The organism is Archaeoglobus sp. UBA230 (genome assembly GCA_002507545.1).
Lineage (GTDB): Archaea > Halobacteriota > Archaeoglobi > Archaeoglobales > Archaeoglobaceae > Archaeoglobus.
This window is the reverse complement of record DAVR01000047.1, coordinates 1-22211: the sequence shown is the minus strand read 5'-3', so window position 1 is coordinate 22211 and position 22211 is coordinate 1. Positions and strand designations below refer to the sequence as shown.

The window sequence follows — 22211 nt, the reverse complement described above, 5'->3', positions numbered from 1 at the left end:
TCTTCATACTCAGTATAACTCTCACGTGCTTCTGGAGCTATTTATCATGTTAGAAATTCTGACGTCAAGTCCTTCTGTGAGCATGAGGAATGCTGGAACAACGGTTAATGCTGCAATTAGGCTGAATATAATCGCTATCAATGCTATAAACCCGAAATTCTGCATTATCGGGAAGGTGGAGAACATTAGCGAGCCGAAACCACCTGCCATCGTAAGTGCGGAGGTTGTTATTGCCTTTCCAGTTCTCTCGATTGTTCTCCTCACTGCCGCAACAGGTGAGAAATTCTGCCTTTCTTCAAAATATCTTTCGAGCACATGAATTGAAAAGTCAATTCCAAGGCCAAGGGTTATGGAGTTCAAGGCGATGGACATCATTGTCTGTTTGGTGCCCGTGAGAAACATTATCGTGTTCATAACTCCTATAACGGACGTTATCGCTATTAAAGGTACAACTGCTTTCCTCAAAGACCTGTAAACTCCGAGCAGAAGTAGGATAATGAAGATGTATGCAACCACAGTCATCGTTGTCTGACCGGAGGTCATCAGCCTGCCCATCTCACCGTAAATCACGGGACTTCCAGTCACGTAGAATCCTCCATGCCAGCCGTAAAATTCAACATCTTTCTCCAGTGATTTGTGGAGAGATATGAACTCGTCCTGAGTATCTGCATTGGAAGAAAAATGTATCGCGACCAGATTTCCGGAAATGTATCTATCAACCTCTGATTTTGGCAATGAGCTTAAGATATAGGTAAGTTCTGCATCACTCTCTGGCAGTCCATGTAGACCGTAGGCCTTTCTTACCCCCTCTATTAGCTTGGTTATGGAACTGTAGTCGTATACAAGCTCCTCTTTTGATACAATGTATTTTGTCATCTCATCAATCTTTCTTAGGGTTTCAGCATTGATCTCGTCGGTTGCCAGAACCAGTGTGTAAGTTGACTGCCCACCCACAACCCTCTCGATTTCGTTAAATCTCTGGATTGCTGGCATGTTCTGCGGAACATATTTGTTGTAGTTCGTTTCAAGCTCAATTTGCGGAGCGGCATATAGCCCAAAAAGGACTATAAGAGATGCAAAAACGAGAATTCCAAGTGGTCTGGAGGCTGTTAGTCCGGAGACTGTAGAAAGAACCCTTTCGAGCATTCCTACCTTCCCAACCACCCCTCCAACCTCTTTTTTGTATACAATGCTATCCTGCCTCTGCTTTCTATCATTCCAGCGGTCTATCGTCTTCAATATGGCTGGCAGTAAAGTAAGTGTGAGGAAGTAGGCAACAATGAGACCAAGAGAAGAGACGATGCCGAACTGAGCCATCGCTGGTATCCCAGGTGCAAGCATGGACATAAAACCGATAACGGTTGTAACGAGAGCCATCACAATGGCCAATCCAGTTCTTGTAACGGATATGACTATGGACTGGTCTACTCCTCTTCCTTCTCTCCTCTCTTCCTCGTATCTGTTCTGCAACTGTGCTCCGTACTCTATGCCCAGTCCTATAAGCATAGGCAAAGCACCGTTTGTGTGCTCTGAGAGAGAGATTCCAAGAACTGGCATTAGGCCGTAAACTACCTGAACGGAGAGCACAGAGATTAGAAGAGGCATAAACGCGGTGTATTTCTTTCTAACAGCGCCACTGAATGTCAGAAAAAGGATAAGGATCATCAATATTATTGATGCCATCATTGTTATGCCCAAGCTTTTTCCGATTTCCCTCTCAATCTGGTAACTGAGCGCAGGGCTACCGGTAAGCTGCAAAGTCAGCCCTGTTGGTGGCTCTGAGAACTTGATAACCTTTTCAACTTCAATCGCTACCTCTTCCTGCTCGGTTTTGTCTGACGTTCCGAGGTGCACTATCATGAGGGCTAATGTGGGCTTAGGAACAAGATCGGAGGCGTAAAGCCCAGTTGCTTGCTTAACTTTTGCCTCATCTGGGGGTAGATAGCCGTAAATCTTAGCTACAATTGATGCAGGAGAAACTGTGCCGCTGACACCATCCACGCTTTCAATTCTTTTCTGCAGATCGAGGAGATATTGATACACTTCAAGACTTACAACATCGTCTCCCTTAATGAGAATAAACAAGTCTTCAGCTCCAACTCCAAAATCCTTCTGGTAAAGCTTGTATTGCTTGTATATCACATTTTTTTCACTGAACATAGACTCTGTTCCTGAAGTCAAAGTGATGTTTTGTGCGGAGATCGCGGAGAGTATGATAACAATGGAAATTAGGGAAATGACAAGTCCGGGTCTCTTTGCTACAAAATGTGCAATTTTTTCGAGCAGTTCAGCGAACGTCATTGTCTCCGTCTGAGGTAAGCGACTATCGCTGCAATCAGTATCAGCCCTACAATACCATATAACATATATGGTGGCTTTGCTGGTGCAACACTAATCACAGCCTTCGCAGGCTCGCTAATGGCCCACTCCCCTTCTGGGTCTTTGTATTTAACCTCAAGGTTCAGAGCGTAAAGCTTGGGTGTGGCGTCACTGTCAACGCTTATCTTAAAGCTCGCATTCGCAGATTCTCCGGGTTTGAGGTCACCGATGAATGCTGAGTCGTCAGAAGATGAGAATGGGTCTACAATGGTTATCCTCGCCGTTGCGTCCTTAACTTCGAACTCTCCGATATTTTTGATTCTGAAGGTTAAAATCTTCTCTTCTCCAGCGGCAATGCTTGGCTGTCCCTGAACTTCAAATTCCATCTTTGGATTGACTTTTACACCGATTCTAACTGGGTCGAGTTCCACGTATTCGTCCATGGTTCTGAATGCGACCGTAAGTTCTGCGGGATACGTAACAGCCTCAGCTTCACTCGATGCCTTGAGCTTGAAAATAGCTGTAAACTCCTTTCCAGACTTGATGTCGCCAATGTAGTATTTGGAACTCAGAACGGAAAGCGGAGAATATGCAGAAATTCTAACACTCGCGTCACTCAAATCTGTATCGCTGACAAGCGTCACTCTCACTTCTCCTTTTGCGTTCACGTAAACTCTGCTTTCGACGTTTTTCACCGTGATATGTGGAGCATCTTTGACGACTATGCCAAAGGTCGTGCTCTCACTCTCCGTCAGCCTTCCATATTCGTCCAGATATACAGCCTTTATATGTAATGGGTAAGACCCACCGTCTTCCGTCTCTATTTTCAGGTAAAAGGTCGCGACAGCAGTTTCTCCGGGTTTGATATCCCCGACATAGTAAGCAGCCTTTGCAGTTGAGAGTGCTGTTGTCGTTCCCGTACTTGGCATTCCAGTCATACCTGAAGGTATTGAAGTCATTCCCGGCATGCCTGACATCGCTCCGCTTACTGGCATACTCGGCACATTCTGCGACTGAAGGCTTAGCCCCTGAGCCTCTATACCTGACGGCGTATCGAGAACGAGGTATGCGCTTTTTGCGGTTTTGTCTCCATTATTTTTTACCTCGACAATTATCTTGCCCTTTCCTTTCCCTATCAAATCTTCGGATTTTACCTCCACGACCTCAAGGGTTACAGGCTTTTCATCTATGTAGAGCTTTATCGGAATCGTTTTTGTCTTCTTGGTGTATTCCAACTCGTAGTATTGCGTCTGATACTCGTATACATAGACTATCGTCCCGTTTCCAGTCTGAACTCCTCCTTTGATCTCTAACTGCTCTTGCTCAGGAATTGTAGTGGAAGGAAATGGCGTCAAACTTTTGAGATCGTTAGTAATGTAATACTCTACTTTCAAATTCAGCTCATATTCTCCCGGCCTTGCATCGTCGCTGATTTTCACGACAAAATTCAGGGTTACAGGTTGCATTGGGGGCAGAGCGGGAATTTTCTGTTCAGGGGTCTTGACTTCAATGTAATCGTTACCATAAAGTTTCACATCGAGGTTGTAGGCTGTGAACAGCATATCCTCTCTGCCTGCAAAGAATCCTGCCTCCAGCTGGTCATCATACTGTATTTTTTCATTCTTTGCATCGTTGTAAATCGTCAGAATCAGATTTTTCTCATCTCCTCGCTGGAAGTAGTTCGAGCCGTAAAAAGAAACAGCTATATCCGGCTTCTCTTCGTAATCCAGCGCAGATGCAATTCCCGTCAGCAGCAATAAGGCAGCAAGAGTTAGGGCAAGTTTTCGCATTTTTATCACCTGTCGTAGTAGCGGAAACGAAACATTATTTATACCTTACGATTCAGAAGGTTTCGATGGGGTTAGTTGATGTGCTAAAAAGCTTTGGACTCAGCGATTACGAGGCGAAAGCCCTTGTAGCTTTGCTATCAAAAGGAACTTTAACTGCCAAGGAGGTTTCGGAGCTTAGCGGGATACCAAGAACGTCTGTTTACGATGTAATGGATTCTCTGCTATCAAAGGGTCTTGTAGAGTCTTTTGGAAAGCCGAGAAAATTCAAGGCTTTGAGTGCCAGAGATGTCATCTTTGCCCTTTCTCGCAGAGTTAATGAAAACATTGAGTATTTAAAGAGGGAACTACCGAAAATAGAGGCCGAAGAAGTTGATATTATCAGGGTTTACAGAGGAGAAATGGTTCTTGAGAAGATCAGGGAATTTGTTGAGGATGCAAGGAAGGAAATAGTCGGTGTGTTGTCTTACATCCCTGACTCTGTGGCTGAAATCCTAAGGAAGGCAAAATGTAAACTCATCCTGATTTCATCAAACGCAAGCATCATAGAAACTGCAGAATCATACGAGTTCAGGAAAAAAGAGGAGGTAGCAAAGAGCTTTAAAAACTTCTGTCATGGTCTTTTCATCTTTGACAACGAGAAGACGATGTCAATCTTTCTTGACGGAACGCAGATAGCAATAGTAAGCGAAAGCTCGGCGGTTATTGAGTTCTCCAAGATGGTGATAATTCCGGTAATCAACTTTATGAAATCTGAGTAAATCTGAGTAGTGGTGTGAAAATGCTGGATATGCATGTTCACTCCACCTATTCGGATGGTAGCGCGACGATTGATGATATTGCGAGAAAGGCGAAGGAACTTGGACTGAAAGCTGTAGCTGTTGTAGATCACTCGGTAGAGTTATACTTCGGTCTTACAGAGGCTAAAGCCAAACAAAGGCAGATTGAAATTGACAATGCATCCTCACTTTACGGTGTAAAAATATACAGTGGAATTGAGTGCAGTATTGACGGTGCTGGGGAGATAATACTTCCAGATTTTGACTTTGAATTCGTTATCGCTTCCATCCATGAGTTCGTTTACGGGAGAAATTACTATGAGAGGATTCTGAGATGCATAGAAAAGAACGAGATTGATGTCATTGGTCATCCCTTCTCAAAACTTTTTGGCTTCGATGATAACATCCCGGAAATGGACAGGAAACTCGTTGACATGGCTGAACAGCTTGGAATTGCAATTGAGCTTAATTCATCTCACAGGTCCCCATCGGACTCTTTTCTTGAACTTTGCAGAGATAGAAAGCTGATATACTCCATAGGAAGTGATGCTCACGATCTCTCGAAGATTGGAGATGTGGGTTGGAGTGTCGAGAAGGCCAAAAGATATATGACGAGAGCGAAACTTTTCTCTCCATGAAGTGTATCACTCTTACAGTTGACGCGATAGTTCCCTATGAAGGGAAGATAGTTTTGATCAGGAGAATGAATGAACCCTTCAAAGACCATTATGCCCTTCCCGGTGGGATTGTGGAGTACGGAGAGAGGGTGGAAGATGCAGTGCTCAGGGAAGTTGAGGAGGAGACCGGGTTGAAGGGAAAAATACACGGACTTGTTGGAGTCTACTCCGACCCCGATAGAGACCCAAGGGGGCATTTTGTGTCTGTTTGTTTTGTCGTTCTACCTGCAGGTGGAGAACTTAAAGCGGGGAGCGATGCAAAGGAGGTGGCGTTGTTCAGCCTCGATAAGCTCCCCAAGCTCGCTTTTGACCATGAGAAAATGATAAAGGATGCGGAGGGGATGCTGCGTGGAGTTCTGTCCTGAGTGCAAAAGCCTGATGATTTATCAGGGCGACAAGCTTGTATGCAGAAAGTGTGGCTATGAGAAGGATGCAGATAGCGGTGAGGAGATTGTTATAAGGGTTGAGAGGAACAAGGAAGAAGTGCCAGTTATCGAGGGGGAGGATCTCAAAACACTGCCTACAACAAAAGCCATCTGCCCTGCATGCGGTAACAACGAGGCCTTCTGGTGGTTGAGACAGTTGAGAGCAGCAGATGAGAGCGAGGTGAGGTTCTTCCGCTGCACAAAGTGCGGAAAAACTTGGAGAGAATACGACTGACCGAAGACATTATAAATCAGGGTAGATTATAGCGGTCATGAGCTCACGCATTCCCGGATTTTACAAGCTCAGCATTGAGGAGAGGCTTAAGAAGGTCGCAGAGTTTTCCGGATTGAGTGATGATGAGATTAGAGCTGTGCTCAATCAGGGTTTACCCTTGGATGTAGCAGATAGGATGATCGAGAACGTTATAGGAACTTTCGAGATGCCCCTTGGAATTGCAACAAACTTCCTCATTGACGGGAAGGATTACCTCATTCCCATGGTCATTGAAGAGCCGAGTGTTGTGGCTGCTGCAAGCAATGCAGCGAGGATGGCGAGGGAGAGCGGGGGGTTTACAACGGACTACACCGGCTCTGTGATGATCGGACAGATACAGGTTACAAAGCTTGCAGATCCAGTTTCAGCGAAATTTGAGGTTTTAAGGCACAGAGATGAGATAATCGAGAAGGCGAATGAGTGCGACCCAATGCTCGTGAACCTTGGGGGAGGCTGTAAGGATGTCGAAGTGAGGGTTGTAGATACCATCATGGGTAAGATGCTCATCGTGCATCTTGTGGTGGACGTGAAGGATGCTATGGGAGCGAATGCTGTCAACACCATGTGTGAAAAGGTTGCCCCCTTCGTCGAGAGAATTACGGGTGGCAGAGTTTACCTGAGGATAATTTCCAATCTCGCATCATATAGACTTGCAAGGGCGAAGGCTGTTTTTGATAAGGATGTTATTGGTGGAGAAGAGGTTGTGGAAGGGATAATGCTCGCCTATGCCTTTGCCGCTGCCGATCCATACAGATGTGCCACTCACAACAAAGGCATCATGAACGGAATCTCTGCTTTGATGATTGCTACAGGCAACGACTTCAGGGCTGTTGAGGCTGGTGCGCACAGCTACGCATCCCTTGGAGGATATAAACCACTCACAACCTATGAGGTGGACAGAAAGGGTAACCTCGTTGGCACCATAGAGGTTCCGATGGCAGTCGGCGTCATCGGCGGTGCGACTAAGGTAAATCCGCTGGCAAAGATTTCTCTCAAGATTTTGGGGGTAAAGACCGCCGAAGAACTGGCAAGGGTGGCTGCCGCTCTTGGCTTAGCCCAGAACTTTGCCGCACTACGAGCCTTGGCAACTGAGGGAATTCAGAGGGGTCACATGGAACTGCATGCGAGAAATCTTGCGATAATGGCAGGTGCAAGCGGAGAAGAGGTTGACAAGGTTGTTGAGGTAATGGTGAGGGAGGGGAAGATAAGGCTCGACTACGCGAAGGAGGTGCTTGAGGGATTAAGGTCCTAAAATGAATAAGGACGAGATAAGAAAGAGAATCTGGGATGAAATGCTCAAAAGAGGGGTAGCGAGGTTTCCACTACCACCCCACAACCGCATTCCAAATTTTATCGGTGCAGAAAGTGCCTCATCCCTTTTAACTCGGCTGAGGGAATGGAGGAATGCTGAAATAGTCAAGATTAACCCAGACAGCCCGCAGAAGCCAGTGAGGCTAAAGGCGTTGAAGTCAGGTAAGCTATTGATAATGCCAACTCCCAGGATCAAAGAAGGATTTCTACTCCTAAATCCAAAAAAGATTTCGGATTTTAGCAGAGCTTCGACGATAAAGGGTGCCTTTGAGCTTGGTGAGAGACTGACCCTTGAAGAAATCAAAGAAATGGTAATTGATCTCATCGTTGAGGGTAGCGTTGCCGTAAACAGCTTTGGGGAGAGAATTGGAAAGGGTATGGGTTACGGAGAACTTGAATTTGGAATTCTTCTTGAGTTAGGGGTTATAGACAGAGACGTGCCCATAGCAACAACTGTCCACGAAATTCAGGTTCTTGACGAGAGTTTACCTCAAGAGCCATATGATGTTCCTGTAGATTACATTATAACGCCAAAAAGGACAATCAGAGCCAGTAGAGGGGAGAGACCTGATGGTATCTACTGGAATTTGCTTGATCAACAAAAGCTTGAGGAGATTCCGGTTCTGAAAGAGTTGGCGGGCAACTTAAGAATAAGAGATTAATTTACTTAGACAGGTATCTGCCCTTCCCAGTTTCCAGCCTTCCCTTTATCTCCTCCCATCCCTTGCTGGTTATAAATGCTAAAATGTGGTCGTAAAACTCATTCCCCGTCCAGCCCATCTGGAACCACTCATTCCTACCCTCAAGCGAAACGTATATGCTGGTGTTGAGCTTTGGATAAGAGCTGTAAAACACCATAGTGCTGTAATCGTAGCATCTCACATACCTGTAGTGCTTTAGATACTCCTCAGAGCAGTTTACCCTCTTCAGATCATACTTGGGTTGGAGAACGTACTCCCCGCTGAGCGGATCAAGGGTGTTAATCTCCCTTTCAAGTTCAAGTCTCAGCTCAAATTCGTATTTAACTGCCCTTTTCACCATGGTGGGTGTTACTGTCGGAGTTTTACCTACTTCAACGGGGATTGGCATGGGTGACATTTTCCAAGTTTTAACTTTTTCACCGCTCAGCTTCAGCATTACTCCGTAGGGTGTTTCAACAACCTCTACCATCCAGCCTTCTGGGATCGTCATGTCCCTTAGCTCGACGGGTTTACCATCAATCGCAGGCAGGGGAACTAATAAAGTGACATTTTCCAGCTCGGCAATTTTTGACGATGGTCTAATCTCTTCACCCACAAGTTCTCCAAGGGTTAGAGAAATAGAGTAGTCTATGCTGTGTGTAAAGCTCTCCTCTTCAGGCGCGAGACATCCCGGTATGTGGAGAATTGCGAGCAATAAAGTTATTATAAGGTAGTTTTTCATTGACAACGAATGTTAAGGATGGAATATCAGTTTTTTGGTTTTCCTCTTAAGGCTAAACTACGATATTTAACCACAAACAAAAATAAAAAACTAAACTTCCAAATTCACGTCATCTAAGCTTTCGAGTTCCTTTAACAGCTGTTCAAGCTCCTGAAGCTCCTGATCAACGTTCTCCTGAACTATTTCGTTAACTGTACTTGTTGGCGTCGGTGTTGGTGAGGGAGCAATTTCCCTCTCCTCTGTCTTTTTACCCTGACATCCTGCGAAGATTATTGCAAGCCCAATTAACAGCATCAGAAGGTATCTTTTCTTCATAGTTCATCCCTCACCCGAAGGTTACAGTCTTTTCTCCTTCAAATTCAATCTCATCTGTCATTGGCCCTGTAGGCGTTTGCTTAACTCTGTAATAACCCTCTCCGCTAAGCACAAGCTCACCACTGCCATGTGCAAGGATTCTGAATTCTCCTTCTCCGCTCGCTGTGAAGTTACCCCTTGCAACTATCATCTTGACTCCGGAAGTGTTGACCTTAGTAACAATGGCATCTTCCGGAATCGTGACATTGCCCTCCCCTTTGATCTGCACTAAGCTGAAGTTTCCGTTCAGCTCAAAGGACCCCTCCACATGGGCATAGACGAAACCCGTGTATTGTTCAGCCCTCTCCTCTCTTGCCAGTTCCTTCACAATTCCAAATGCCTCCCTGAATAACCCGTTAATCTCTCTAACTTTCTCAGCAAATTCGGGCGTTCCCACACTGTCTTCAAGTTCTGCAACTGCCTGCTCTATCTCATCTATTATCTCATTCAGTTCACTGACATCGAGTCCGACAGCCTCAAGCCTGTCCCTGACCTGTTTCAGCCTTTCAAGAATTTCCTGGTACTTTTCTATAACATATCCATGAACTGCGTATCTCATCTCCTGCTTTAGCTCTCCCCACATCCCCCTTATCTCCTTTGCAATATCTCTGAGTTCCGTGTAGTTTTGAGCTGCCTCAATTTCGCTCTCAATCTCGGTGAGTCTATTTTCTATCTCTTGAAGCTTGTTCATCAACCTCTCCTTGCTCTCGTTTCCGAGATTAAGGTTCTCAACTCTCAACTCAACTCTTTCGACCCACCTTTTGCCCATTTCCACCCACGCAAGAAGGTGTTTCTTCCACGCCTCGAATCTCTTCTCCTGAGCTTGCTGTTTCACTTCCTGAATCTTTTTCTTCGTCTCTTCAAACCATTCTCTGGCCTTTGAGTATTTCTCACCTACGTCAGCGGGCTTTTCTACTGCTGGTTTCCATGCACCGTGCTGACCCATTGTAACAGTAGCGGTGATGGTAGTAGTATCTGTAGCAACAGTTACTCCTGCCTCCTCTGGTTTCCCGTTGTGAGCCGCTGAAGCTGTCATCACCACCAGTGCCATTAGCACCAATACCACACCAATTAACCTCCCAATTAGCCTTTTCATTTTCACCACCTCATCCAATTCTTACCTCTCCGAATATATAACGAAACTTTTTGTTAAGTGAATCAGCCAGGAGTGAATAGAGCTTTTAATCCTTTACAAAACTTCAAGACTCTTTATTTCTGGTAATAGCCAAAGTTAAGGTCTCTGTCCTGAATATAGCTCTTTCTGAGAAGAGCTGCAATTTCCGCCTTCATCAACTCCCTGCCGAGGTAGGCAGCGTGATCCAACCTCGAGAGCAGGTTATGCCTTATTGCAGTATCAACAACCTCCTTCGCCTTTTTGCCAATGATGGTCATACTGTCGTGCCTGCAAACAATTTTTCCATCAACAACTTGAATGATGAAGTCTCCTAATGGGTCACGGATAAACTCTCTGCTCTCTTCAGCCTCAACAACGTTGTTCAGATTAATTCTTTCCTCCTCGTATCTAACTTTTTCTTTCAGGACAAGTAAACTCACTCCCGCATCTTTTGGGGGCGAATCTCTTATTTTAGCTGCTTTGGCTAAGTAGGAAGCTATTTTAAGTTCTCTAACACTCCCTGTGGTTTTAGGACTTGCTTCAGTGGTGAAGAGCAAATTACATCCTATTTCCTCAGCAATAAAGGCAAGAATGGCGTTTATACCAATGGAATCGGCATCACTAAGTTCTGTCACATTTCCCGCACCGAAGAGCACTGGGGTTTCAGGGTCAAGCTCCCTGAACTGCGTATATCTTACGATGGACTCTGCAACTCTCAGCGGCGGATCGAGGACTGGATCAGCAATCGCTTTCTCAGTTCTCTTTTTAACTGTGTTAAGAAGCTTAGTCAATCCTTCAACGTTCCTGTCAACCACGACAACCGCCTGATTTTCTATAACATCTAAAGCGTCTAAGTTCTCTCTCGAAATGCTCATTACCATGTCAACTCCGTGTTTAACCCCAATCTCGATGGCTTTCTTGCTGAACGTGTCCACGCTCAATGGTAAATCCGAAACCTCTACGGCAACCTTCAAAACCTTGGAGAGCCACTCGGAGTCGAATTCAAGTGGAACCCCAATGTCTATTATATCCGCCCCGCTTTCAGTGTAGTACTCAATTTTCCTTTCCAAGTCGTCAAAATCTTTAAAGCTGGCAATCTCTGCCACAACCTTCATTCTGCTTTCTCCACCAATCGCAACGTCTCCAATCTTGAAAAGGTGTTTCTCTTCAAAGGCATCAACTTCCCTGATAACCTCATCCGCCTTAACAGACTCGATAAGTCTGCAAGCAGGGATTTGATGAGAAAACTCCACTTTGTCAGCTACCCTAAGGACGTGCTGCAGGTCGTAGGCGTGGATTGGGCCAAGTCTAACTTTAACACCTCTCTTTTTCTCAAAACTCTCCCAGTCGTAGTTATAGGTAAGCCCCGGAACCAGAACGAGGTCGTAACTACTCAGATCAACATCTTCGAGAAGTGTTGGTGTGATGAAGGCAGCAATATCAATATCGCAAACCTTTACATCCGCTCCCTGTCCGTATTTTCTGACTATTTCCTCGGCGAGTTTGCCAGTAATAAGGAGAATTTTCATGTGGCAAGCCTCGCAACCTCTCTTGCGTGAGCTTTCATTATATCACTTCTCGTTATCATACCTAAAAGTTTCCCTTCATCTTGGCGGTCAACAACGGGTAGTCTTCCAACCCCCTTCTCGACAAGCTTGATCAGAGCATCCTCAAGGGTCTCATCGGGATAAGTTACGATCAAATCCCTCGTCATAATGTCTCTAACTCTCTTTGCCTCTCTCTCCTCGATGGGAACTCTCTCAACATCTTCGAAAGTTACAACCCCTACAAGTTTTCCCTTCCTGACGACTGGAAAGCCAATATGCCCGGTTTTTTCAATCAGCTCAAGCACTTCGCTTACTTTTTGATAAGGGCTGACTGCAACAATCCTTTCTGCCGGAACCATTGCATCCTTAACTTTCACGTTCTGGAGAACATCTATGGACATCTCCATTCTGTGTGCTGGACTCTCTGCTCTGTTTGTCACCTGCTCAGAATATATGGAGTAATCTCCACTGAGATAGTAGGAAAGGGTGGCAGCGATCATCAATGCGGGTAACAGTGAATACCCTCCACACATCTCAAGAACCATCAGAATGGCAGCAATTGGAGTTTTAGCCACTGCCGCAATGAATGCCGACATTCCCACGAGCACGAAGGCTTCTGGCTGAACAACGATTTGGGGGAAAATGTAGTTGAAAAGGTATCCCACAAACGCTCCAACCATGCTGCCAATGACGATTGAGGGGGCAAAGACTCCACCACTCCCACCAGAACTCACTGTAAAGGACGTTGCAAGTATCTTTCCTATAATCAGAAAAAGTACAGCCGTGAGGGCAAGTTTACCGTCAATTGCAAGCTGAACGTAACCGTAACCCATTCCAAGAACTCCCGGCATGAATAGGCCTATAACGCCCGTCAGAAATCCGCCGATTGCGGGTTTGAAGTAGGGTTGGAGTTTGAGTTTTTTGAAGAGGCCGTGAACCGAGTAAAATGTCTTGATGTAGATTATTCCGAAGAATGTGGCAAGTACCGAAACTATTGCGTAGATTGGAAATTCGAGTGGGGAATGGATTGTAACCTGCGGAATTTTGAAAATGGGGAGAACACCAAAGGGAGTGCCAGCGAAGTAACTCATAATAATGTCAAAAACTATGAAGGCTACAATTGAAGACACAAAGGCAGGAACTATTGCTTCTACCTCATTGTCTCTTCTGTAGAGAACTTCAATTCCGAACATCGCTCCGCCAAACGGACTCCTGAAAATGCTCCCTATCCCTCCTGCTACACCACAAATTACGAGCAACCTTCTGTCTTTGTCGGATAACTTAAGCGTTTCTGCAACAAAAGATCCAAAACCGGCACCAATCTGGGCTATAGGCCCCTCTCTACCCGCACTCCCACCGCTACCTATGGTTATTGCTGATGCAATCGTTTTTACGACTGGAACTCTTGCTCTTATAGCTCCTCTTGCCCTGTGAAAGGCACGAATTACCGCATCTGTTCCATGTCCCTCTGCCTCAGGTGCGAATGTGTAAACGATCATCCCGCTAAGCAAACCTCCAAGGGCGACGACGATGGGGAGAGGAATTAAACCAAAGTGGAAGTCAATTTTTACAACCTCTGCTTCCCCACCAGCCAAAGGCGGGTTGAAATTGTCAAGACCGACAAGAAAGAACTTCGTGGACAGATCGAGTAAAAAGTAGAAGATGAAGGCACCTAAGCCCGATATTGCACCAACAAGCGCGGCGAGAATTATGATATATCGTGAACTGAGGGGCGCCTTTCTTTCCACGGTTGCTAAGTTAGACGATCGGAGATGAAATAGTTTTCTAACTGTGCTCTTTTGGCATCAACAAGCATAAACTATTAATCATTATTCTCAGTTGCAGCGTTTTGGAATACTGTCCTGTTTTAATCCTCAATATTGAAAAACTTAAAATGCTAAAAAATCTATTTCAAAATCGGTCCAACATCCGGATACCCCTGCCTCTGACCAGTACCTGCAAGCTTCTGCAATCTCTTGGGATTAACAAGCAAATCAACAGCGTTCCTGACGTGCTCTCTCACCCTGTTTTCGGCAACCATCAAAAGCTCGTCCTCAGTCTCTGCCTCATCCTCATGGATTGTTACATCTATGACATGCTTGTTGGTCAGCAACTGCACCATGACGAGCCCCATACTCAGAACGATGTAACTGAACATGTCCTTCTGCGTTCTCCCAACCCATCCAAGTGTAATGACGATATCGCAGTTTTTCTCCTCAAGCAGCTTTTTTGCAGCAACTGGCAAATCCTTTATTCCCGGCACTGTATATCTCTCGTAGGGGATGCTACTTATCTTCTTCAGCTCATCAATGGCTATCTTTCCCATGTTTATCCTCGAAAAGGTTGTGTCAGCAATTCCAATTTTCATTGCAAATCCCTCAGCAAAATCTGGGCATATTGAAGTGCTGGCTTAACAGCATTCTTCCTCATCAACACATCCTCGATGGCGGCAAGAGTGGAGATGGTCTCAAACTTTCCAACGTTCCCCATTGTTCCAATTCTGAAAATCCTGCCCTTGAGCTCTCCCTGACCTCCGCTAATCAGAATTCCATACTCCCTTCTCAACGTCCCTCTCAGCTCGCTGTCGGTGACACCATCGGGCATCTTTATCGCGGTTACAGTATTCGAGTAACTGGAATACTTGTTCAGGTTGGGAAACAGCTCCAGTCCAGCTTCAACCGCCCATTTTCTGACTGCAGAGCTAAGAATGCGGTGCCTGTGTATCCTATTCTCCAGACCCTCTTCCTCTATTATTCTCAGAGCTTCAGCGAGGGCGAAGAACAGTGGGACGGCAGGAGTGTAGGGGGTCTGCATGTCTTTGAGCTTCTTCATGTATGCTGCGAGATCAAGATAGTAGGGACACTTCTCGTTGTAGTAATCCCATGCGTTCTCACCCACTGCAACCGCAGCCAAGCCGGGCGGAGCTCCGAGACACTTCTGACTGCCGACTATGGCAACATCCACGCCCCATTCGTCCATCTTAACATAGTCCCCACCGGCTGAAGTTATGGCGTCCATTATAACAAGTGCATCATACTCCTTTGCGATTCTGGCAATCTCCTTGGCTGGATTGAGAATCCCAGTTGAGGTTTCATTGTGGACAAAGGCTATTGCCTCACAGCCATTCTCAAAGGCTTCTCTGACATCATCCAGCTCAACTGATTCTCCCCAAGGAACCTGAATCCTCTCAACCTCTGTATAGCGTGAAGCAATTTCTCCAAGCCTTTCACCAAACTTCCCGTTCTCAAGCGTGACCATCTTCTTAACCTTGCTAAAGGAAGCTATTGCCGCCTCCATCCCTGCTGTTCCCGAGCCAGAGATTAGGAAGATATCTCCCTCGGTTCCAAACACATCCTTAAGCACATTTACGCAGAACTCCATTATTGCGCTGAAATCTGCCGTTCTGTGCCCTATCATCTGTCTCGCCATTGCCCTGATTATTCTCTCATGCAGCTGAACCGGGCCGGGTATCATCAACAGCATTATCTCCCTCCGTATTTTTCCAAAACCCTCTCAATAATTTTGTGAGAACTGCAATAAGGGCAGTCTTCCTTTACCTCTATCCTGACAACCTCACAGCTTAGGTTCCTCTTTTTCAACTCCTCCTTAAGCCAGTTCTCATCAAAATGCTGGTCGTGGCCCAAAACTATAACATCTGGCTTAAGCTCCATTATTGGCTTAAAAATATCTTTCTCATCGCCAAGAATTGCCCTATCAACGTATTTTATAGCTTCCACGACCTTCCTGCGCTGCTCTTCCGGCACAACGGGCTTTGGCTTATGTCTGACATTCTTCTCCCTTGCAACTATGACTATCAGCTCATCTCCCAACTTTCTTGCTTCCCTCAGGAAGGTTATGTGTCCCGGATGGATGAGGTCAAAGGTTCCTGTAGCCACGACCCTTCTTTTCATCTCCAATCCAAATTCAGGTAGGCATAAAAGTGTTTTCAGATATTGTCCGCAATAAGCTCTGCAACGCTAATCCTACTAAAGGCACATTCGATGGTGTCTGTGGCGAGAATGTCTTTTATCCCTGAATTGAACAGTTTGATCGCTGCATAATCAGCAAGAACGGCATGGACACATGCAGCAGAAACGCTCCTCGCTCCTAATTCGTAGAGCTTCTTTGTCGCCTCAACCATCGTGCCTCCAGTTGAGATTATATCATCAACTATGACAACGTCCCTGTTCTCGACGTCAAGGCTTTTTGGGGTTATTTCAACAGTTGTGGCGTCAATCCTCCTCTTCTCCATGTAGTCCCAATCACAGTTCGCGTGCTCAGCTGCAATCTTGACTCTCTCTCTCGATCCCTTATCTGGAGAGATCATAATAATCTCCCGATCGGCAAAGTGTTCTCCGATGCTGGGCATCGCATCCAAATCCCTCAGCTTTTTAAAGTGCGAAGCTGCCTGCTTACTATGTATATTCACTGTGATAACTTCTTCAGCCTTTCTTTCGAGGATTTCTGCCACCGCCCTTATACTAACAGCTTCTCCTTCGTTAAAAGCTCTGTCCTGTCTCGCATAACCCATGTACGGCACGACAACCTTTGCCCTTTCAACAGCATCAAGCAGCAGAGCTATCGCAATGATGTCGTCATTGGAGCGTATGCTTCCGACAATAATTCCCTCATCAAGGTCTTCAACCCTAACATATAGCTCTCCATCCGGGAATTTTTTAAAAGTCACATTGCCCATTTCAAGCCCAGCAGTCTCAGCAATTCTCCTCGCAAGTAGCGGAGAAGATGGGCATGGAATAATTTTCATGAATTAAAAAAATTGGGGCGATTTTTTAGCTTTTCTTTTCGACAAAGAACTTTAACAGTTCAACCGGAATTGGCATTACAATTGTGGTATTCTGTTCGGTAGAAATTTCGTTGAGCGTCTGGAGGTATCTCAGCAGAATTGCCCCTTCACTCTGAGCCAAAACATCAGCAGCTTCTTTAAGCTTCATTGCAGCCTGATATTCTCCTTCAGCCCTGATTATCTTTGATCTCCTTTCTCTCTCTGCCTCAGCCTGCATCGCCATTATTCTCCGCATCTCCTCTGGTAACTCAACGTCTTTAATCTCAACTGCTGTTACCTTTATGCCCCACGGGTTGGTTTCCTCATCTATGATCCGCTGCAGCTTTACATTAAGCTTATCTCTTTCAGAGAGCACTTCATCAAGTTCAGCCTGACCAATTATGCTCCTCAATGTCGTCTGAGCAAGCTGCGCTGTAGCATACTGATAGTCGAAAACCTCCGTTATGGCCTTTGTTGGGTCTACAACTCTATAGTACACAACTGCGTTGACCTTTACAGTCACATTATCCCTTGTGACGACTTCTTGAGACGGCACGTCGTAGGTTACGGTTCTCAGATCAACTACAGTTATGTTTTCAAGAATCGGAATTATGAAAAACAGCCCTGGCCCTCTCGCGCCTACGAGCCTTCCAAGTCTGAAAATAACACCTCTCTCGTATTCTTTAACTATTCTTATGGATGACAGCAGAAACAATATTATAACTATTGCCAGCCCTATCCAGTACCACTCCATAGACAAAATGTAACAAAGAGCTAATAAGCTTTTCCACAAAACTTACTGTTCTTTGTATCCAAGAACCTCTCCGATCTTTTTGAGCATCTCTCCAAAGGTTGCCCAGTCCCCCTCTTTCACAGCCTCTGTAAGCTTTGAATAGTAGTCCTTGAGCAATTCCAGCTTCTGCTCGGCAGTTCCAACTGGCTTCTCCGTGGTCGGCTTCTCTACTGGCTTTCCAGCGAAGAGCATTTCGAGAGCCTCATACAGATTTGAACCCATCTTCAGTTCATCGTTATGGACGGCGATAACACCCCTCAGTTCGGGTATTTTTGCCGACTCGCCCCTGAGATAGACAGGCTCAATGTAAAGAACAGAGTTGTTTATTGGGATAACAAGGAGATTACCCCTGATAACCCTTGAACCAGCCTGATCCCAGAGTGTGAAGAGCTTTGAAAGTTCAGAATCCTGGTCTATTCTTGCTTCAACCTGCATCGGTCCGTATATCAATTCGCCCTTTGGAAATTCGTAGATTATAAGCTCTCCGTAGTTCTCATCACATCTTGCAGCCATCCATGCAATCATGTTGTCTCTGTTCTTGGGTGTGAAAGGAATCATGAGCACAAACTCGGGCTCATCTTCGAGGGCTAAGGTCGCGTAATATGGTTCCATCTGTATGGTGTCTCCCTCGAACTTCTCCGACGGGATCGCCCAGACATCCTCACGGTTGTAGAATGCTGTTACATCCTTCATGTGGTAGGTGGAGTAGATGTAAGCCTGAACGTTAAAGTAGTCTCTCGGATACCTGATGTGCTTTCTGAATTCTTGGGGCATATCTCTTGTGAAAAGACCCGGAAGTGCATTTTCGAGCGTTCTAACATAGGCATCTTCCTGTACAATGTAAAACTTCACACTTCCATTGTAGGCATTGACGAAAACCTTAACTGGGTTTTGCATGTAGTTGTATCTTCCAATTTCTGCTGAGTACGGAAATCCGTCAAGCAGAGAGTAGGCATCTATTATCCAGTATATCTGACCGTCTATCACAGCAACGTAGGGATCATCGTCGTAAAGGAGGAATGGCATAATCGTGGTAACTCTCTCTACAATATCCCGGTGCATCATCAGCCTGCTCTCATCTGTGATGTAGTTGCTGAGAATAAGATTCACGTCTCCGAATCTGAATGCATAAAGTGCTCTGCGCATATAATCGAGCTTAACCCCACCATCTCCTGCATACTTCGTGAAAAAGTTGACGTCGCCCATCGGGTAGTCAAATTCTTCCTGTAGAGTGTTGACAACCACGTAATCGTCGGTCATTTCGCCATAGTAGATTTCAGGTCTTTTTATCTCGATCTCCCCCTTTGGCGGAATATCGTACACAACGAAGTCTGGTAACCCCTCTTTGGATACCGTGTTGACCGGCGATGCCACAACTCCGTAACCGTGGGTGTAGATCAGATGCTTGTTGAGCCATGTCTGTGCCCTCGAAGGTAGTAAATCGGTTGAAAGCTCTCTTGCAGCTATCAGGAGCTGCACGTAACTTCCGTTTATCCAGTATCTGTCCACATCAACGTCATTGATGAAATAGTACGTTCTAATCTGCTGTAGTTGTCTGAAAACATCTCTGATTGGTCTGTGATCCCACACTCTGACGTTATCTATCGTTGCCTTTGCCTCAGCCACATCCTTGTAGCTCAGAGTAGGGTTATACTCAAAGTATCGGTATTTCACATTCTGAAGCCCATATGCATGGAGGGTGTAGTTTATGCTGTATCCGAGGTATTTGCTCTCATAGCTAAGTTCTGATGGCTCAACCTGAAGTTTCTGGACTGCGAAGGGAACAATAACCGTCGCGAGAATTGATATGACGACCAAGATGACTATAGCGTAACCCAACATTTCGAAGTCCTTCTTTACTATGAGATAAGCGGAGACCAAGCCTGTAATCAGGGCGAGTGTGGAGATCAGAACGAGGGATGGAGAGAGAATATTCACTTCCACATACCCCGCACCGCTTAAAAGGCCGTGTTGAGAGTGGACGAGTTCGTATCTTGAGATGTAAATGAGTCCTGCAGTTAATGAGAGTATCAGGAAGGCCATGACGGAGAAGTGCACAAATCCGCTACCGGGAAAAATCTCCTTGAATTCATCAAAGCTCTTGACCCACCTGAAAGCGTATATATAAGAGAATATTGCGATTGCTGTTGATATGATCACCGCTGCGAGCATCGCTCCAAGCAGAACTTTCAAAAACGGGAGTTTGAAGGTGTAGAAGGATGCATCCATGCCGAAAATAGGGTCTTTTATGCCGAATTCAGAGGCGTTGAAGTAGAAGAGCATAGTTTTCCAGAGATTCTGGGTTGATAGAGCGGCGAAGAGGGAGATAATCAGGCTTAGGATATGGGGGACCTTGAAGGGCTCTCCGAGAAACTCCATTGTAACTTTTCTGACGGCAATGTTGGTTGCGGTCAGGAAAGCCATGAATATCGCAAAGATGAGGGCAAAGAATCCTATTGAGTACGTGATGTACGTTACAAAGACGTTTCCGTATCCAATCGCCTCAAACCAGATGTATTCTGTATAGTAATACACCGAAAGGGAAACGATGACTGCCAGAGCTATGATTCCGGCTATGAAGTAGAGAGCTTTTAGCTCAGGCGGACGATAAGACGGTGGTGGGGGTGGTGTGTAATCTTGCATTGGTAGATAAGATGGAAGATGTATAGTTAAATGTTACTCAGTAAAAATTCCACTGCAGCTTCAGCATGAATTCTTGTTGTATCATATAGACCATCTCCCTTCAGAAGCAAGGGGAGTTCTGTGCAACCGAGGATTATTCCTTTTGCACCTTTCTGCTTCAGTTCCTCTACTATCCCCTCCAATTTTTTCTTTGATTCATCTCTGAAAATGCCCAGGCAGAGTTCGTCAAAGATAATGCTGTGCACGGCATTCCTGTCATCTTCTCTCTCAGGGACAACTATCTCAATGCCGTGCTTTTTCATCCTCTCCTGGTAAAATCCATCCTCCATGGTGAATTTTGTGCCGAGAAGTCCTGCTTTTTTAACTCCATCTCTCTTCAGAACTTCGGCTGTTACATCTATTATGTTAATTAGCGGGATGCTTATTCTACTCTGAACATCATCAGCAATCTTGTGCATTGTGTTTGTGCAGATGAGCACAGCTTTTGCTCCGGCATTTTCAAGCTTCACAGCTATGCTACCCAGAATTTCACTCATCTTTTTCCAATCCCCAGCTTTCTGCAATCTGACAATCTCATCAAAATCCACAGAATAGAGAATTACCTCGGCAGAGTGCCAGCCTCCAAGTCTCTCTTTCACGAGCTCATTCATTATTCTGTAATATTCGACGGTTGATTCCCAGCTCATGCCACCAATCAACCCAATCATGGGTTTAGTGGGAATTAGTCACAAATAAAAATTTCCAGAATATTGGTATCAATAATCACGGGAATATTTCATCAAGGGATTTCTGAACAACCTTTTCGATCCCGAAATAGTTCATCGCTGCCTTACCCACTCTTTCAAGGTATTCTTTTGTGGTGTAAACTCCCAGCCTCCAGTTTTCGATTGATGCTGTTTTGAGAGCTTTGACGAGCGGCGAAACTTCATCGAGAGTTTTCAACCCTTCATCAGTTTCAACCATAACACCCGACTCTCTCATTTCCTCAACAGGTGGGATGTCCACTATGACATACTTCTCATCCACTCCAGCCTCCTCAGCGATCTCCGTTTCAGCCCTTTTTTCGTTCACTCTCATAACCTCTCTGAAATTCACAACCCTCTTTGACACGTAAACAGCCCTTTTGAACAGGTTCCTGTTGATGATTCTCCCATAAAACTCCCTTTCTCTTTCCTTTATAAGCATCATCGCATCTATGTCATCCATCTCAAGAAGATTCGAGGCATCAAACCCGGTCTGAATTATCCTTTCCATGGCTCTCTCATACATCTTTCTTGCAATTCTGCAAACGTGGTGGAAGTAGACGGTAGGATACATAAGGAATCGAGATATGAGAAGGCTTTCAGCAGCCTTAATCCCTCCCTGCTGGATAACAACAGCCTCTTCAAATTTTATTTTGTCAATAAGGCGGTAGATGTCGAAAACACCATAAGCAACACCGGTGTAGTGGGAATCCCTCACAAGGTAGTCCATTCTGTCCGCGTCTATTTCTCCATTTACAACGGATGTTCTCTTTCCGGTCACAATACCCTCAATTTCGGAAATGCTGAAGCCAAGCTCGTTCAGAACATCCTTCAACTCTCCCTTAATAACTCTTGAGATGTTTTCGTGTTTGAAACCAGCGTATTCCTCCAGCAATCTCTCACTGCTGTGGGAAAAGGGAGCATGACCGATGTCATGCAGCAATGCAGCAACGAGAACAACATCATCAAGTTCGAGCCTGTCTTTTAACACTCTGGCGATGTGCATCACGCCGAGGCTGTGCTCAAATCTCGTGTGGTTGGCTCCGGGATAGACGAGATCAGCAAAACCAAGCTGTTTCACTCTCCTTAATCTTTGAAACTGAGGGGTGTCAATGATCTTTACCATCCACCCATCAAGCTTTATCACGCCATGGATGGAGTCCTGAATGCTCTTTTCCATCGGTTACTTTTTGTTAAAAGAGTTTTTAATTTTTGCAGTTTGTATAGTCCTGAAATTTTT

The 22211-nt window shown here is 45.4% G+C and carries 21 protein-coding genes; 6 read left to right on the top strand and 15 right to left on the bottom strand.

Annotated elements, in window-relative coordinates; translation table 11 throughout:
- Window positions 1-21: 21 nt before the first annotated feature.
- Together BP688_RS12925 and BP688_RS12920 are read right to left on the bottom strand one after the other, a co-directional pair.
- Entirely contained in the window at window positions 22-2301 is a 2280-nt protein-coding gene (locus tag BP688_RS12925) for a hydrophobe/amphiphile efflux-3 (HAE3) family transporter (RefSeq protein ID WP_290623304.1), read from the bottom strand.
- A complete protein-coding gene (locus BP688_RS12920; RefSeq protein ID WP_290623306.1) occupies window positions 2298-4109 on the bottom strand; it encodes a COG1361 S-layer family protein in 1812 nt (603 codons plus the stop codon). Before BP688_RS12920 ends, BP688_RS12925 begins: the two co-directional genes overlap by 4 nt.
- Window positions 4110-4174: 65 nt before the next feature.
- Here BP688_RS12920 and BP688_RS12915 point away from each other — a divergent pair, with 65 nt between their 5' ends.
- The 6 genes from BP688_RS12915 to BP688_RS12890 are packed head-to-tail and all read left to right on the top strand — an operon-like array spanning window position 4175 to window position 8234.
- Window positions 4175-4867 carry a TrmB family transcriptional regulator gene (locus BP688_RS12915; RefSeq protein WP_290598192.1) on the top strand — a complete coding sequence of 231 codons (693 nt, stop codon included), beginning with the start codon at window positions 4175-4177 and terminating at the stop codon, window positions 4865-4867.
- Window positions 4868-4887: 20 nt separating this feature from the next.
- A complete protein-coding gene (locus tag BP688_RS12910) occupies window positions 4888-5523 on the top strand; it encodes a PHP domain-containing protein (RefSeq protein ID WP_290598191.1) in 636 nt (211 codons plus the stop codon).
- On the top strand, window positions 5520-5927 hold the full coding sequence (locus tag BP688_RS12905) for an NUDIX hydrolase (RefSeq protein WP_290623307.1): 408 nt from the start codon (window positions 5520-5522) through the stop codon (window positions 5925-5927). Before BP688_RS12910 ends, BP688_RS12905 begins: the two co-directional genes overlap by 4 nt.
- Window positions 5911-6222, top strand: a complete 312-nt coding sequence (locus BP688_RS12900; RefSeq protein ID WP_290598189.1) for a transcription factor S — start codon at window positions 5911-5913, stop codon at window positions 6220-6222. The genes BP688_RS12905 and BP688_RS12900 overlap by 17 nt, the downstream gene beginning before the upstream one ends.
- Window positions 6223-6259: 37 nt before the next feature.
- A complete protein-coding gene (locus BP688_RS12895) occupies window positions 6260-7513 on the top strand; it encodes a hydroxymethylglutaryl-CoA reductase, degradative (protein WP_290598188.1) in 1254 nt (417 codons plus the stop codon).
- Window position 7514: 1 nt separating this feature from the next.
- The gene (locus BP688_RS12890; protein WP_290598187.1) at window positions 7515-8234 is read left to right on the top strand and encodes a 5-formyltetrahydrofolate cyclo-ligase; all 720 of its coding nucleotides are present in this window, start codon (window positions 7515-7517) and stop codon (window positions 8232-8234) included.
- Between the two features lies 1 nt (window position 8235).
- Here the strand turns inward: BP688_RS12890 and BP688_RS12885 are convergent, their stop codons facing one another.
- The 13 genes from BP688_RS12885 to BP688_RS12825 all read right to left on the bottom strand — a co-directional run bounded on the left by BP688_RS12885 (window position 8236) and on the right by BP688_RS12825 (window position 22151).
- Window positions 8236-8994, bottom strand: a complete 759-nt coding sequence (locus BP688_RS12885; RefSeq protein ID WP_290598186.1) for a hypothetical protein — start codon at window positions 8992-8994, stop codon at window positions 8236-8238.
- Window positions 8995-9084: 90 nt separating this feature from the next.
- Window positions 9085-9309, bottom strand: coding sequence for a hypothetical protein (locus tag BP688_RS12880; RefSeq protein ID WP_290598185.1), 225 nt, complete (start codon window positions 9307-9309; stop codon window positions 9085-9087).
- Window positions 9310-9319: 10 nt separating this feature from the next.
- Entirely contained in the window at window positions 9320-10444 is a 1125-nt protein-coding gene (locus BP688_RS12875) for a coiled-coil domain-containing protein (protein ID WP_290623308.1), read from the bottom strand.
- 113 nt (window positions 10445-10557) lie between these two features.
- Window positions 10558-11991: a dihydropteroate synthase-like protein gene (locus BP688_RS12870; RefSeq protein WP_290598184.1), complete on the bottom strand. Its 1434-nt coding sequence runs from the start codon at window positions 11989-11991 to the stop codon at window positions 10558-10560.
- Entirely contained in the window at window positions 11988-13757 is a 1770-nt protein-coding gene (locus BP688_RS12865) for a chloride channel protein (protein ID WP_290598183.1), read from the bottom strand. Before BP688_RS12865 ends, BP688_RS12870 begins: the two co-directional genes overlap by 4 nt.
- A 158-nt stretch (window positions 13758-13915) precedes the next feature.
- Window positions 13916-14377, bottom strand: coding sequence for a riboflavin synthase (gene ribC / locus BP688_RS12860; protein WP_290598182.1), 462 nt, complete (start codon window positions 14375-14377; stop codon window positions 13916-13918).
- Window positions 14374-15492: a pyridoxal-phosphate-dependent aminotransferase family protein gene (locus BP688_RS12855; protein ID WP_290598181.1), complete on the bottom strand. Its 1119-nt coding sequence runs from the start codon at window positions 15490-15492 to the stop codon at window positions 14374-14376. Before BP688_RS12855 ends, ribC begins: the two co-directional genes overlap by 4 nt.
- Window positions 15492-15920, bottom strand: a complete 429-nt coding sequence (locus BP688_RS12850; RefSeq protein ID WP_290598180.1) for an FAD synthase — start codon at window positions 15918-15920, stop codon at window positions 15492-15494. The genes BP688_RS12855 and BP688_RS12850 overlap by 1 nt, the downstream gene beginning before the upstream one ends.
- A 35-nt stretch (window positions 15921-15955) precedes the next feature.
- Window positions 15956-16774, bottom strand: a complete 819-nt coding sequence (locus BP688_RS12845) for a ribose-phosphate diphosphokinase (RefSeq protein WP_290598179.1) — start codon at window positions 16772-16774, stop codon at window positions 15956-15958.
- Window positions 16775-16799: 25 nt separating this feature from the next.
- The gene (locus BP688_RS12840) at window positions 16800-17546 is read right to left on the bottom strand and encodes a slipin family protein (protein WP_290598178.1); all 747 of its coding nucleotides are present in this window, start codon (window positions 17544-17546) and stop codon (window positions 16800-16802) included.
- Window positions 17547-17588: 42 nt separating this feature from the next.
- Window positions 17589-20228, bottom strand: coding sequence for a UPF0182 family membrane protein (locus tag BP688_RS12835; protein WP_290598177.1), 2640 nt, complete (start codon window positions 20226-20228; stop codon window positions 17589-17591).
- Window positions 20229-20254: 26 nt separating this feature from the next.
- A complete protein-coding gene (locus BP688_RS12830) occupies window positions 20255-20935 on the bottom strand; it encodes an aspartate/glutamate racemase family protein (protein ID WP_290598176.1) in 681 nt (226 codons plus the stop codon).
- A gap of 55 nt (window positions 20936-20990) precedes the next feature.
- Window positions 20991-22151, bottom strand: a complete 1161-nt coding sequence (locus tag BP688_RS12825) for an HD domain-containing protein (RefSeq protein ID WP_290598175.1) — start codon at window positions 22149-22151, stop codon at window positions 20991-20993.
- Window positions 22152-22211: the final 60 nt, after the last annotated feature.